We start from the raw sequence: 14,683 nt of genomic DNA, 5'->3' as shown, positions 1-14,683 counted from the left end.
AATGACTCTTTATTATTTACTTATAAGAGTCTGAAAACTAAAAAATGTTACAATTTACTTCACTTCAAATGTTTTACTTAATTCTTCAATCACTACTTTATAGGTTCCTTTAGGTAAATAATATATATCGTTTTTTGCTTTTTTTATTACAGCCTCTTTGTGTTTTTTTATATATTTTTTTCTTCCTTTCTTAGAAAAAGAAACATCGTAAGTCAATTCATTAAATCCTTTTTGAGCCTTTGCTTTTATAGTATTAACCAAAATATCATCAGAATAAATAGCAACAGTAAGCTCTTTATTACTGTTTACATAAAACGGAATCGTAAGTTTTGGGGTGTTTGGTTGTAGCCATTTACTCCAAGTACTTCCCCAAGAATTTCGTTTTTTAATATTTTTAATACTAAAGAGCATTTCTTTAGTATCAAACTCTTGTAGCGGAGCTATATTCGCTTTGTATAAACTTCTACCATGCGTACCTACAATTAAATGTTTCGCCTTTGGTTGAATTACTAAATCGTGTACAGCAACATTTGGTAATCCGTTTTTAAATGGCTCCCATGTTGAACCTTGATTAAAAGAAACATACAGTCCATTATCAGTTCCTACATATAAAATATTTTCTTTTAAAGGGTCTTCTTTGATTACATTTACAGGTGACATAGCAATGTTACTACTTATGTTGTTCCATGTTTTTCCATAATCATCAGACCTATACACATATGGTGTAAAATCATCAAAACGGTAACCGTTTAACGTAACATATACACGTTCTTTTTTATGTTTTGAAGCAATTACTCTGCTTACCCATAAATTCTGAGGCAATGAGTTTGAAATTTTCTCCCAGCTTCCACCGCCATTTTTAGTTACCTGTATCAATCCATCATCAGAACCCACATAAATCAACCCAAATTGGAACGGGCTTTCAGAAATAGTGGTTAAGGTTCCGTAAGCTACATTTCCTTTCTTTCCGCCTTTAGTTAAATCTTCTGAAATAGTTTCCCAATCATCTCCTTGGTTTAAAGAACGGTGTAATTTATTTCCTCCTAAATATAAAATGTCTTGATTATGTTTCGATAAATGAATAGGTGTTTGCCAATTAAACCTGTACGGGTTTTCACCTAATTCATGTTTTGGCTGGATATATTTATTTTGTTCTGTTTCTCTATTTATTCGATAATAGTTTCCAAATTGATACCCTGTATACACGATGTTTGGGTTTCTATCATCAACTGCTATCTGCATACCATCGCCTCCCATTAAGCTTTGGTATGGGTTTTTTCCTTTTTGTTGCCAACTTTTATCAATCTTAGCATTATGGTTTGCTACCCATACCCCATTGTCTTGCAAACCACCATACACCTTATAGTTTTCTTGATTATCAGCATACACTGTATAAAACTGCCCTACGGCTGGTTGATTTAATTTTGTCCAGCTTTCGCCATCATCATACGAAATATTTAACCCTCCATCGTTCCCATCAATTAAATGTCCCTGTTTTTTAGGATTTACCCATAAAGCTTGATGGTCGGCATGAACATTTTCTTTACTAATTGAGGTAAAAGTTTTTCCCCCGTCTTTCGATTTTAAAATAGGGACTCCCAACACATAAATTCCATTTTCATCTTGAGGGTCTACTCGAATTTCTCCAAAATAATATCCATATGAATAATATAAATCATCTAAATAACCTTGGTGTGTTTTTTTCCATGTTTTTCCTCCATTGGTAGTTTTAAAAACCTCAGCACCTACTACCGGAGTATCAAACAATAGCGTATTTGCATCTTCTAAATATTTTGCTAAATCGATAGGTTTTACCGAACCTGAACGTACCATTTGTTTTACATTTTCTGCGCGATATTTTTCCTGAAAACCATTCAGTTTTAAATAGCTGTTCAGTTTTTTGTCTTTTAATTTTAAAAACTCAGTAACCGACATCGTTTTAAAATCTTCCTTCGTTAATGCATTAGAATCTCCCTCTTTTTTGATGTCTTTTTTTCTTCGGAATTGACTATCGTGAAAAGCATACACTGTATTTTCATCATACACTGCTAACCCTATTCTACCTACACCATCTCCATTTGGAAAACCATTATTCTCAGAAATCTTTACCCATGTACTTCCTGCATCGGTAGATTTGTATATTGCTGAATTTTTTCCGTCTCCATCAAAATTCCAAGCTTTACGATTACGTTCCCAAGCAGCTGCGTACAACACCTTAAAATTATTTGGTGCTTGTTGTATATCTATTATTCCTGTATCTTTATTAATAAATAAGGTTTTTTTCCACGTTTTTCCTCCATCAGTAGTTTTAAAAATTCCTCTTTCTGTATTTGAAGAATACAAATGTCCCGCTACTCCAATTATTACCTCATCAGGGTTCTTAGGGTTGATTAATATTCGACCTATATGATGCGAATCTGATAATCCTACATTCATCCATGTTTTTCCTTTATCATTAGATTTTAAAATTCCAATTCCTGCATACGATGAACGCGAAGAGTTATTTTCTCCTGTTCCTACCCAAATCGTTCCATTTTTCCAGTCAACTGCAATGTCTCCTACATTTTGTGTTGGAGAGTTATCAAGAATAGTAGTAAATGTTGTTCCATTGTTATTGGTGTACCATACACCTCCTGAAGCATATCCTACATAAAATTCAGTTGAATTTTCAGGATTCACATCAACATCTACCACACGACCACTCATCACCGTAGGCCCCATACTTTCAAAAGCAATGTTTTTTACGGTTGAATTTTCTGTTAGAATTTCTTTTTGTTGTAGTGCTTGTTGAATTTTTTCTGAAGAAGTTGGCTCCTGAGCAACTATTGTAAGTGGAAATAAAGTTATAAAAATTCTTGTAAACGTTTTCATGATTAGTTTGATTTAGAAGAAGTGAAAATACTCCAAGTAAATACTATTTCAAAAAAATTAACAGAATATTGAGATACTTCTTTTTCTAGGAGTTTTTGTGAAGTAAAAAATTATTAGTTTTGTTTATCCTCAAATTTTTAGGTGATGACTATTTTTATTCTTTCTGTTAGCGACCAAATTTATTCAACACAAAGAATATACAAAGAAGCTCGTCGTCGTGGACATAAAGTTCATATTATAAACCATTTAAAATGTTCTATAAAACTAGGAAATGGTAAGCCTGCTATTATATATCAAGGAGAAAATATTATTGATATTCCCGATGTAATTATTCCTCGAATAGGTGTTTCTGCTATGAAACACGGAACAACAGTTGTTAAAGAGTTTGAAATGAATAATGTTTACAGTACCGCTAGTTATTTAGGTATTGTTCATGCACAAAATAAAGCTCGTACCTTACAAATAATGAGTCGAAATAAACTTCCTATTCCGCAAACTGTTTTTTCAGTAGATAGTGAGAATGTTAGTGAACAGATAGATTTACTAGGGGGGGCTCCTATCATTATTAAATTACAAGAAGGAACACACGGCTCTGGAGTAATTTTAGCTGAAAGTAAAAAGTCTGCTATGTCTATTATTGATACCATGCATGGAACCAACACAAGTATTTTATTACAAGAATTTATTAAAGAAAGTAATAGTGAAGATATTCGTGCTTTTGTTATAAATGGGGAAGTGGTATCTTCTATGAAACGTAAAGGATTGGAAGAAGATTTTCGCTCCAACATTCACAAAGGAGGAAGCGGGCGTAAGGTAACTTTAACTCCTGAAGAAGAAGAAATAGCTATCAAAGCAGCTCAATACTTAGAACTTCCTATTGCCGGAGTTGATATGATACGCTCTAAACGAGGTTCTTTATTAATTGAAGTGAACTCTACCCCTGGATTGCAGGGAATCGAAGCATATACCAAAGACAATATTGCTAAAACTATTGTTAAATTTTTAGAAAAAAATGTTTAAACAAAACTTTAAAAACAAAATCATAGAAATTCGTGGACAAAAAATTGGTTTAGGTGAATCTAAGCTAATTAAAATTCCGGTTGATCGATTACCTACTGGTACACTAATAGAAATTCCTATATATGTTTTTAATGGTGATGAATTAGGCCCTACTGTTTTATTACAAGGTGGTTTACACGGTGATGAAGTAAATAGCGTTGAATTGGTACGAAGAATGTTAATTGATAAATCGTATAAAATTTATCGTGGTTGTGTTATCGTAGTTCCTTTATTAAATGTTTTTGGCTTCTTAAATATGTCTAGAGACATGCATGGTAAAGACGTAAACCGCAGTTTTCCGGGTTCAAAAACTGGCTCTTTAGCAAGTAGAATGGCTCATTATTTAATGAAAGAAATTATTAATAACGTAGATTTTGCTATCGATTTTCATACGGGAGGAGAACAACGTAATAACTTTCCACAAATACGATATACTCCTGAAGATGAAAGAGGAGTTGCATTAGCTGCTATTTTTAACGCTCCATTTATGTTTAGCTCCAAACTTATTCCAAGGTCTTTTAGAAACCAGTGTTATAAAAACAATATCCCTGTAATTGTGTATGAAGGGGGAGAATCATTACGCCTTGAAGAAAAAGCCATTCAACAAGGAATCAACGGAACTCTTCGTGTTTTAAAACATTTTAAAATGATAAATGATAATGTAGAAATTGCTAAAAATACTACTTCAATACACATTAATAAGCGAAAATGGATTCGAGCTAAAGTTGCAGGATTATTTACGCCAGTGGTACACAATGGTAATGAAATAAAAAAAGGACAAACTTTAGGTCATATTATGGATACGTATGGAGAAACAAACTTTTCTGTAAAGTCCCCTTCTAATGGTTATATTATTGCTAAAAACAACTTTCCTATTGTGAATATGGGAGACGCATTATTTCATATTGGTAATTAGGATGTTGCGTATTTCTTATTCTTTTTTTCAATCTGAGCTTCCTTGGTATGTTAATAACTTTCTAACTTGCTTTCGTGTTTAGATAGTCTATAGAACATACTGTGGTAACTTTAACTACAGCTATTTCATCACTACTATCAAGAGTTTTTACTTTATGTATACTAAACTCATTTACTTTATCACCTTTGCGTCTCTTTTTTTTACTAAACTAATTAATTTATCAAAAAGACACTTTAGAAGTAGTAGAGTATTGCTTTTTTATATACAGCTTTCTGTTATTCTATGTTTCGGTGTATACTTATATATAGTATTTCTTTATTAAAAAAGTAAATTCAATTAATTTTATATAATTCTTTTTTCAATAAAATGATTATTTAATTTATTGATTTTATTAAACTTATACCAAACTCTTATTTGTATTATTCAATAATTTTCACTTTCTTTATGTTCTATTAACTATTCAAAAAATCAAATTATGGAATTAATTATTAGCTTATTAAGTGGTGCCCTTGGTGGTAACTTAGCTGGTGCATTGTTAAAAAAGTTTTCGTTAGGTACACTTTGGAATTCTGTTGTAGGAATTCTTGGTGGAGGTTTGGGAGCCCAATTGTTAGGAATGTTAAATATTGATATTGCTGGTATTATTGGTAACATTGTTGGTAGTGGTGTTGGCGGGGCTGTTTTACTGATTATTGTAGGCGTTATTAAAAGTGCCATGGGAAAAAGCTAAACACATAATATTTTAAAAAAAGACGCCTTAAATTAAGGCGTCTTTTTTATTTATAGGCGAAGCCCAATAAATAGCAGTACCTTTGTTGGCTCATAGTAGTGCATAATTTAGATACTACTGAAGAATTATATATGACATTTACATCGTTAGGTTTATCAAAAGCTTTAGTGAAAGCTGTAACCGAAAAAGGGTACGAAACCCCCTCTCCTATTCAAGAAAAAGCAATTCCAGTTATTTTAGAAGGCAAAGACGTATTAGCTTCTGCACAAACCGGAACAGGAAAAACTGCAGGGTTTACCTTGCCTATTTTACAAAACATATCAGAAAAAAAGAATCCTAAACATCGTCCAATCAAAGCATTAGTACTAACTCCTACAAGAGAATTAGCTGCTCAAGTATATGACAATGTACGCGAATATAGCACACATTTAAATATTAAATCTACCGCCATTTTTGGTGGTGTAAAACCAAGTTCTCAAATAGCCACTCTCAAAAACGGAATCGACGTTTTAGTAGCTACCCCTGGTAGGTTAATTGATTTGCATGAACAAAATCAACTATCGTTAAAACGTGTAGATGTTTTAGTTTTAGATGAAGCTGATAGAATGCTAGACATGGGGTTTTTACGAGATATTAAAAAAATAATCTCTTTTTTACCTCAAAAACGTCAAAACTTATTGTTTTCAGCAACTTTTTCGAAAGAAATAAAAAAATTGGCGCAAGGTATTTTACACAATCCTGTAATGGTTGAAGCTACTCCAGAAAATACTACTGCTGAAAAAGTGAATCAGAAACTATATAAAGTTCCTAAGAGTAAGAAAACTGAATTGGTAAGTCAGTTAATTTCTAAAGGAAACTGGAGTCAAGTCTTAATTTTTACTCGAACCAAACACGGTGCTAATAGATTAACTGAAAAGTTGGTTAAACGAGGAATTTCTGCTGCTGCTATTCACGGAAACAAAAGCCAAGGGGCAAGAACCAAAGCTTTAAAAGGGTTTAAAGACAACTCTATTAGAGTAATGGTAGCTACCGATATCGCTGCACGTGGATTAGACATTCCATTATTACCACATGTAATTAATTTTGAACTTCCAAATATTCCTGAAGATTATGTACACCGAATAGGTAGAACAGGAAGAGCTGGTGCTAGTGGAGAAGCAATCTCATTGGTATCGCAAGAAGAGGAAGCATACTTAAAAAGTATTGAGAAGTTATTAGGACAAAAAATAATTGCTTCTCAATTAGAAGGGTTTGATTTATCTACCATAAAAGATGAAGTTAAAACTGAACGACCAAAGCGTACTGAAAAAAAACCAGCAAAAAAATCGTTTAAAGCCTCTTCTGAATTAAAGAAAAAAGCAAAAAAAACTTCAGCAGAAAACACTAAAAAACAAACTCCTAAAAAACGAAATAGTCGTAATAGAAGAAATAATAACAAAACACCTCAATAACCATTTTATCTTATTAGTTATCAGTTTTTCAGAATTTTACTAGTTAAGCAAAGCAATATTTTGGTATAAATATTGTTATAATTACTGTGTATTACAAAAACCAATAATTATGAAAAAACATGTTTTATTACTAGTTGCATTGGCAACTTTTTTTACCGCATTTGTTAGCTGTTCTAGTGACGACCCAAAAACGTCTCAAGTGGCAGTTCGCTTAGTAGACGCTCCTGGAGATTACGATGAAGTAAACATCGACGTACAGGACATAATGATTAACGCTGGAGACAAAGAAAATGGTTGGCAAAGCCTTGGAAACCTTACTCCACAAGTATACAACTTACTTGAGTTAACTGGTGGAATTGACGCTTTATTAGTAGACACTGAAATTCCTGCTGGTAAAATTAGTCAAATTCGTTTAGTTTTAGGTGAAAACAATTCTGTTGTAGTAGATGGAGAAACGTATCCATTAGCAACCCCTAGCGCACAACAATCAGGATTAAAACTAAATGTACACCAAGATTTAGTAGGTGGTGTAAAGTACACCTTTATCTTAGACTTTATGGTTGACAAATCAATCGTAGTTCAGGGCAACGGTGATTATAGTTTAAAACCAACTATTAGAGTGACTACTGAAGCTGCTTCTGGAGCTATTTCTGGAGTGGTAAACCCGTTTGAGTATCAAGTAGAGGTTAGTGCTGTTTCTGGTACTGAAGAGGCTATAACTACCTTAACAAATGAAGAAGGTAAGTTTATGTTACACGGAGTACCTGCTGGTTCTTATAGCGTAACCTTTACTCCTGACGAAGCTTCTGGATTAACTGCTAAAACGGTTGAAGAAGTTACCGTAGTATTAGGTGAAAACACAAATATGGGGACAGTTGAGTTAGAATAACTCACCAACATAAATTATTTCAAAGGATGCTGTAAAAAGCATCTTTTTTTTTACTTTTAAGCTAAAATTTATTCCGTAAAATGGAAGCTTCAAAAAAAATAGTAGCACTACACCTTCAAGAAATTGTAAATGATGATATATTAAACGACCTCATTCCTGAGATTGTTAACCATTTTAAAGAATTTTCACTTTCAAAAAATCAATATTTTGTTGAAAAAGGAGAGGTTTGCTCCTATTTCTGCTTTGTAGAAAGCGGTATTTTACAACATGCTGTACCCGTTTCTGGAGAAGAAAAAACCACCTATTTAGCTTTAAAAAATAGCTTTACCACATCATTAAAAAGCTTTTTACAGCAAACCCCTTCCCCAAAAAACATCAAAGCACTCAGTACTTGCAAACTTTGGATTATGACAATAGATGATTTTAGGCGCCTAATAAAATACAATAAAGCTTTTCATCAATTTTACTATAACTTGGTTGAACACCAAATCTTTTTAATTGATGATTATCGTATTGATTTACTTACACTGACTCCTGAAGAACGCTACAAGAAATTATTGGAAAACGAACCTAAATTACTACAAGAAGTTCCACTACATTATTTAGCTTCTTTTTTAGGTATTTCTACCCGGCATATGAGTAGGATTCGTAAAAACATAAATTAGCGCCAAATGGCTAATATTTGCACAGTTTGTTTCCGTATTTTTGAGAAAATCTTATCAATTTAATTGAATCATTATGAAGTACGACGCAATAAACAGTCAGTTATTTATAAAAAATCGCAAAAACTTTATGGCACAAATGAAGCCTAATAGTTTAGCTGTTTTTAACTCAAACGATATTTATCCTGTAAGTGCAGATAGCACTCTACCTTTTGAACAACATCGTGATATCTTCTTTTTAAGTGGAGTTGATCAAGAAGAAAGTATATTAATTTTATTTCCTGATTGTCCGAAAGAAAGTTTACGTGAAGTATTGTTTTTACGTGAAACTAACGAACATATTGCTGTTTGGGAAGGAGAAAAGCTAACCAAAGAAAAAGCGTTAGAAACTAACGGTATTAAAAACGTACACTGGTTACAAGACTTAGAAAAAGTATTAGCTGAAATGATGGCTTTAGCCGATACTGTTTATATTAACACTAACGAACACTATCGTGCTAATGTTGAAACCGAAACTCGTGAAGCACGTTTTACTAAGTGGTTATTAAACAAATATCCTGCTCATTCAGTAGCAAAAAGTAATCCTATTTTACAACGTTTACGTTCAGTAAAAGATCCTATTGAAATTGATTTAATTCAAAAGGCTTGTGATATTACCGAAAAAGGGTTTAGACGTGTGTTAGACTTCGTAAAACCAGGTGTTTGGGAATACGAAATAGAGGCAGAGTACATTCACGAGTTCATCAGAAACCGATCTAAAAAATTTGCTTATACACCTATTATTGCTTCTGGTAATAATGCTAACGTGTTACACTACATTGAAAACAACCAACAATGTAAAGCAGGTGATTTAATTTTAATGGATGTTGGTGCTGAGTATGCTAATTATTCATCAGACATGTCTCGTACAATTCCTGTTTCTGGACGTTTTACTGACAGACAAAAAGAGGTATATAATGCTGTAAATCGTGTAAAAAATGACGCGACAAAAATGTTAGTTCCAGGAACTCTTTGGGCTGAGTATCATGTTGAAGTTGGTAAATTAATGACTTCAGAATTATTAGGTTTAGGGTTATTAGACAAAGCTGATGTTCAAAACGAAGACCCAAACTGGCCAGCATATAAAAAGTACTTTATGCATGGTACTTCTCACCACATGGGACTAGATACGCATGACTACGGATTATTACATGAGCCAATGCAAGCAAACCAGGTATTTACAGTAGAACCTGGTATTTATATTCCTAATGAAGGTTTTGGTATTCGTTTAGAAGACGATGTAGTAATTCAAGAAACAGGTGAGCCATTTAATTTAATGCGCAACATACCTATTGAAGCTGACGAAATAGAAGATATTATGAATAAATAGTATCATTCATATACTTTAAAAAAACGTCATTAAAACTCCTTTTTTTGGAAATTTTAATGGCGTTTTTATTTTTGTTATCCCAAGTAGAATTAGAAAGAAAATACTTTTACTTTATTTCTGTTATTTTTTAGTATTTAAAAATTGTTATTATGAAAAATTATTTATGAATGATTGGGCATGGCAACTACTGTTAATAGTTTTAACTGTACTTATTGGAATTGTACCTACAATTATTGCTCTTATTGATATTTTAAAAAGTGAATTCAAAGGAAACAATAAAATCATTTGGTTTTTTGTTGTCTTATTAGCTAATTTTTTAGGAGCAGTTTTATACTTTTTAATTGGAAGATAGCAAAAAATAAAAAAATAAACCCAAGCCCTTCCTCATAAAAAAACATAAGAAAGCCCTAATTAAAGGCTTTCTTATGTTATTAATCAATTATTTAATATACCAATTACTTAACAGTTAACGTATATTGTGGTGTTGGATTTAACGGACAAAAATATACGTACTCTCCTTTAGCTAAGGTTACTTTTTTAGAATTCGACTTACTATTGTTTTTTACCAAAGAAGTAACATATGCGTTTTTTATATGGTACTTTTCATCTGTTTTTCCTTTTGGTGCTAATACAAACCCTACATCGTGTCCTACATTGTTGTTTGAAATTTCAAAAACATAAGTTCCTTCAGAAAGGTTCAATGATTTTTGTGTAAACTTTCCTTTTGTTTGTTCTAAAGAAATAGTTTTTGCTTTTTGCGCATTTGCTGTAAATGCAAAGCCTACGAATAACACTAAAATAGCTACTACTTTTTTCATTTTTATTGATTTTTATGATTTTACTTTTTATAAATGAATAGCTCTGTAACCTAAAACCCCGTAATTACACTTTGTTAATAAGGCAACAAGAACTATTCATTTTTTATGCATTTTGTGTGAATTTTCCTGCTTCTACTTTTGGAAAATCAACTTCAGTTTCTGCAATATGGTTTACATAATTTGTTAAAGTGTTGGCTACAACATTTAATACGATTTCTAAAATATCTCCGTCGTTATATCCTGCTGCTTTTACCTCATCTATTTCTGCTGAACTTACATTTCCTTTGTTTTTTGTAACACTTTGTGCAAATTGTAAACCTGCTTTGGTTTTAGCATCAGAAGCCTCCGCTTGTCGGTTTTGTTCAATTTCTTCTTCTGATAAACCATTGCTCTTTCCTATTGCCGTGTGTGCTGATAAACAATAGTTACATTCATTTTCTTCTGCTATAACTAATGCTAATTGCTCTCTAAATTTGTTTGAAAAATTCCCGCTTCCGTTTAATTCTCCCAAGCTTAAATAACTTTGTAAAAGTGCTGGTGAATTTCCCATTACTTTAATTAGGTTTGGAATAAACCCTAACTTATTTTGAACTGCATCAAACAATTCTTTTGATTTTCCTGTTGTGGTTTCTGGATTTAAAGTTTCAATTCTTGTACTCATAATTTTACTATTTTAAAGTTGTCTTTTTAGTTTGTTTTTTCACAGTTACATAATTCTCTTTCAGGAAACTGCTCATCATATTCTTGATATCCCCAACAATTAGGGCATTGGTTAATTTCTGTTCTCATAATTCGTTGTTTTTGAATTCTGATACAAAGGTGCGACAGGAATAGGCCTTAAAAAATGGACAAAGGTTCTTAAAACTTGGACATGCTATTTTTGCTAACATTTTTCTTACAAAAAACTAGCTTTTTATTCATGGTATCGTAAAATACAGGTAACATAACAACACATTTATAGCAGTACTTTTAAGGCGTCGAAAAGGTTATTTGTATTAGTGTAACAAAAAACTTTATTAGTTGTGTTGTTTACCACGCGTTGCGTGGTTTTTTCTTTTATAAGCTATAGCTTCTTTTAAACTGTTTTGGCGATTGCCCAGTGGCTTTGGTAAAAAATCGAGAAAAATACGCAGGATCATTGAATCCTAAATCAAAAGCTACTTGTTTAATAGAATCATCTGTGTACAACAACAATCTTTTTGCTTCGGTAATAATTCTATTTTTTATAAAGTCGCTTGGAGTTTGCGTTCCTATTTTTTGAAGGTGTTTTGTTAGTGATTTTGGTGATAACCCTAACCGATAAGCATACCCTGTAACTTGGTGTATTTTTTTGAAGTTTTGTTCTACCAATAAGCTAAAATCTTTAAAAAGCTTGGTTTCTACACTCTCCTTTACAACATCTTTTTCTTTTTTTATACGTACAGAATATACAATAAACTGTTTTAAAAGAGATTGTAGCATATCGTATTGGGCTGTTTCTTCCAGCTCAAACTCTTCTGTTAGGTTTTGAAGGATAAAATCTAATTTTTGCGTTTCTTTTTCTGAAGGTACTACAAAAGGTGTTTCGTATATATTATTAAACAATACCCCGTTACATGACACCTCAGCATCGTGTGTTTGAATACAATAAAAATCTCTTGTAAAACTAAGTTGATAAGCTTCTTTAATTTTTTCGGAATCTACTGAAAATACTTGTCCTGGTGATAAAAAAAACAATACTCCATCTTCAAAAGAGTAACTTTTAAAATCAATATTATACCTACCTTTTCCTTCTTTTATCCAAAACACCTTGTATTGATCTATTTGCTGTGGTGAGTTTACTACACATAGCTCTTCGAACTGAACTGTTTGTAACGAAAAAATATTTTGATAGGAATAGTTTTGAATATCTTGTACCGCCATTTATACATAGTTTTATCGTTCGTCGAAAAAAACTGGAAGAGCTGACAAAAGCAATGTATCTTTGACTTAAAAATAATTTTTAATGCAAAAAACGTTTATCATAGTGTTTCTGTTTTTTTGTTTAACTACCACTGCCCAATCCAACTGGCAACAATTTAAAAAACTACAAGGAGCTCAAAAAACATGGGCACTACTCCACCCTTTTAAAGCAAAAAAAGCTTTTATTGTTTCACGTGAAGCATCAAGAGTAAGTGACTCTCTAAGAGTTTCTCCCCTACTAGATGGCGATCATGCAGGCGGACAAGTAGATGCATTTCGTCATGCTTTTTGGATGGCTTTATTACAACAATCGATTGGAGAAAACGCCGCTCGTTCACTTGGCAAAGCTCACGAAAAAGATAACTATAAAACATACAAAGAGCAAAAACTAGAAGACGGTGTTATTCCTGATAAAATTTCTTCTGAAATGGATTTATTTAACAACAAAGTTGGCTTAACACTTTCTATAAAAGGTGGTAATCTTCCTAAAAAAGGATTAATTTATAGAGTAATCAATGCTATACATCAAGGAAAGTTAAAAATTATCAAAAAAGATAAGAATGGTAATTTTCTAACATGTAGCAATGAGATTATTCCTAAAAAAACACTTACTGGTAAGTGGGAGAATAACAAATGTTTAGTGAACTCAAATTACAAAAGGTAAATGGAAAAAATATATGTAATTTCAGGCACTATGTGTACAATAGATTTATGGCAGTTTGTTTTTCCCAAATTTAAAGATATACAACCTGTTCATATCGATATTACTCCTGCTAATTCTTTTGAGGAAATCAACCAAATTATACTTAATTATATTGAAGAGCCTGCTACTATTCTCGGGTTTTCTTTAGGTGGATTTTCTGCTATGAACTTTACTATTCATTATCCAAAAAAAGTAAAAAAATTGGTGATAGTAGCCGCCAATTCTGATGGATTAAGCGATTCAGAAATTCAATTACGAAGAAGTACGATTGATTTTCTAGAAAAGCATAACTACAAAGGTATTTCACAAGCGAGAATTCAACAATTTCTACACCCTGATAATTACAATAATTCTGAGATTGTTTCTATCATAAAAAAAATGGATGCTGATTTAGGAAAAGATGTATTACTTCGTCAAGTAAAAGCAACTTCAACTAGACTAGGTATTTCACAAAAAGTTTTAAAACTAAACATTCCGATATTTTTTATTGGTGCTGAAAATGATGCGCTTGTCAATCCAAAAAAACTAAAAGAGTTTGCCAACAAAGCTCAAAAAGGAACATATGTAATGGTTAAAAATTGTGGTCATATGATTCCTCTTGAAAAACCTCAAGAATTGGCATCAATATTAAACTTAACCGTCAACTAACAATATAAAATGTCAACTAGCCTTAACAACGTTATTAGTTACAGTTCTAATTTTTTAACTAAAAAAGAAGCTACAGAATTATTTCAACAATTAACAAATTTGTCTGAACTAACAAATATGATGGAAATGAAACTTCCATCTGATGAGGTAATTAAATACAACTTTGGTAAAGTAATGTTTGTTGACTCTGACTTGCTGGAGAAAAATGTTTTTCCAAAATCGGCTTGGGGAAACGTTGTGGAATGGCCAAAATATATACTTCCATTAAAAAAACAAATTGAGAAACATACGGGCTATGAATTTCAAACATGTGTCTGTATTTATTATCCTGATGGTAACTCTGGTATCGATTATCATTCAGATAAAATGGCTTTTGGTAATACTAATATTATTCCTTCAGTTAGTTTAGGGGAAGAACGGGTATTTTATATCCGAGAAAACAACACAATGATTGAAAGTAAAGTGCTTCTAGAACATGGAAGCTTACTAGTTATGAAAGATGGATGTCAAGAACATTATGAGCATAGTTTACCTGAGAACCCTAAGTACTTTAAACCAAGAGTCAACTTAACCTTTAGAAGATATGGTTTTTAAAACATGAGATAACCTAAAAATAATAGAAGTTG

Annotated in this window: 15 protein-coding genes; 11 read left to right on the top strand and 4 right to left on the bottom strand. The window is 32.0% G+C overall.

What is annotated here, in order from left to right; translation table 11 throughout:
- Nucleotides 1-54: 54 nt before the first annotated feature.
- Nucleotides 55-2,871 (bottom strand): VPS10 domain-containing protein, encoded by a 2,817-nt coding sequence (locus ACKTSW_RS12530; RefSeq protein ID WP_408025588.1) that lies wholly within the window; start codon nt 2,869-2,871, stop codon nt 55-57.
- 144 nt (nt 2,872-3,015) lie between these two features.
- On the opposite strand from ACKTSW_RS12530, the gene ACKTSW_RS12525 reads away from it, so the two are divergent.
- From ACKTSW_RS12525 to ACKTSW_RS12490, 8 genes are all read left to right on the top strand, one after another.
- The gene (locus ACKTSW_RS12525) at nt 3,016-3,891 is read left to right on the top strand and encodes a RimK family alpha-L-glutamate ligase (protein WP_408025587.1); all 876 of its coding nucleotides are present in this window, start codon (nt 3,016-3,018) and stop codon (nt 3,889-3,891) included.
- On the top strand, nt 3,884-4,846 hold the full coding sequence (locus ACKTSW_RS12520) for a succinylglutamate desuccinylase/aspartoacylase family protein (RefSeq protein ID WP_408025586.1): 963 nt from the start codon (nt 3,884-3,886) through the stop codon (nt 4,844-4,846). The genes ACKTSW_RS12525 and ACKTSW_RS12520 overlap by 8 nt, the downstream gene beginning before the upstream one ends.
- Nucleotides 4,847-5,321: 475 nt before the next feature.
- Nucleotides 5,322-5,576, top strand: a complete 255-nt coding sequence (locus ACKTSW_RS12515; protein WP_408025585.1) for a hypothetical protein — start codon at nt 5,322-5,324, stop codon at nt 5,574-5,576.
- Between the two features lie 131 nt (nt 5,577-5,707).
- Nucleotides 5,708-7,027 (top strand): DEAD/DEAH box helicase, encoded by a 1,320-nt coding sequence (locus ACKTSW_RS12510; RefSeq protein WP_408025584.1) that lies wholly within the window; start codon nt 5,708-5,710, stop codon nt 7,025-7,027.
- 109 nt (nt 7,028-7,136) lie between these two features.
- Nucleotides 7,137-7,916 (top strand): DUF4382 domain-containing protein, encoded by a 780-nt coding sequence (locus ACKTSW_RS12505; RefSeq protein WP_408025583.1) that lies wholly within the window; start codon nt 7,137-7,139, stop codon nt 7,914-7,916.
- A gap of 80 nt (nt 7,917-7,996) precedes the next feature.
- Nucleotides 7,997-8,581, top strand: a complete 585-nt coding sequence (locus ACKTSW_RS12500) for a Crp/Fnr family transcriptional regulator (RefSeq protein WP_408025582.1) — start codon at nt 7,997-7,999, stop codon at nt 8,579-8,581.
- A 73-nt stretch (nt 8,582-8,654) separates the two neighbouring features.
- Complete coding sequence (locus ACKTSW_RS12495) at nt 8,655-9,947, top strand: aminopeptidase P family protein (RefSeq protein ID WP_408025581.1); 1,293 nt, start codon at nt 8,655-8,657, stop codon at nt 9,945-9,947.
- A gap of 163 nt (nt 9,948-10,110) precedes the next feature.
- Nucleotides 10,111-10,299, top strand: coding sequence for a PLD nuclease N-terminal domain-containing protein (locus tag ACKTSW_RS12490; protein WP_408025580.1), 189 nt, complete (start codon nt 10,111-10,113; stop codon nt 10,297-10,299).
- A 103-nt stretch (nt 10,300-10,402) separates the two neighbouring features.
- Here the strand turns inward: ACKTSW_RS12490 and ACKTSW_RS12485 are convergent, their stop codons facing one another.
- The 3 genes from ACKTSW_RS12485 to ACKTSW_RS12475 all read right to left on the bottom strand — a co-directional run bounded on the left by ACKTSW_RS12485 (nt 10,403) and on the right by ACKTSW_RS12475 (nt 12,667).
- Nucleotides 10,403-10,765, bottom strand: a complete 363-nt coding sequence (locus ACKTSW_RS12485) for a cupredoxin domain-containing protein (protein WP_408025579.1) — start codon at nt 10,763-10,765, stop codon at nt 10,403-10,405.
- A gap of 103 nt (nt 10,766-10,868) precedes the next feature.
- Nucleotides 10,869-11,426, bottom strand: a complete 558-nt coding sequence (locus tag ACKTSW_RS12480) for a carboxymuconolactone decarboxylase family protein (RefSeq protein ID WP_408025578.1) — start codon at nt 11,424-11,426, stop codon at nt 10,869-10,871.
- Between the two features lie 395 nt (nt 11,427-11,821).
- Nucleotides 11,822-12,667: a helix-turn-helix domain-containing protein gene (locus ACKTSW_RS12475; protein WP_408025577.1), complete on the bottom strand. Its 846-nt coding sequence runs from the start codon at nt 12,665-12,667 to the stop codon at nt 11,822-11,824.
- An 82-nt stretch (nt 12,668-12,749) separates the two neighbouring features.
- On the opposite strand from ACKTSW_RS12475, the gene ACKTSW_RS12470 reads away from it, so the two are divergent.
- Genes ACKTSW_RS12470 through ACKTSW_RS12460 form a run of 3 tightly spaced genes read left to right on the top strand, consistent with a single transcriptional unit; the run spans nt 12,750 to nt 14,651 of the window.
- A complete protein-coding gene (locus tag ACKTSW_RS12470) occupies nt 12,750-13,370 on the top strand; it encodes a DUF6973 domain-containing protein (RefSeq protein ID WP_408025576.1) in 621 nt (206 codons plus the stop codon).
- A complete protein-coding gene (locus ACKTSW_RS12465; protein ID WP_408025575.1) occupies nt 13,371-14,057 on the top strand; it encodes an alpha/beta fold hydrolase in 687 nt (228 codons plus the stop codon). It abuts the gene before it with no gap.
- A 9-nt stretch (nt 14,058-14,066) separates the two neighbouring features.
- Complete coding sequence (locus tag ACKTSW_RS12460) at nt 14,067-14,651, top strand: alpha-ketoglutarate-dependent dioxygenase AlkB (protein WP_408025574.1); 585 nt, start codon at nt 14,067-14,069, stop codon at nt 14,649-14,651.
- Nucleotides 14,652-14,683: the final 32 nt, after the last annotated feature.

This window comes from Tenacibaculum sediminilitoris, assembly GCF_964513795.1.
Taxonomy (GTDB): domain Bacteria; phylum Bacteroidota; class Bacteroidia; order Flavobacteriales; family Flavobacteriaceae; genus Polaribacter; species Polaribacter sediminilitoris.
Note: the sequence above shows the minus strand (reverse complement) of the source record. Positions and strands in the feature narration are given on the sequence as shown.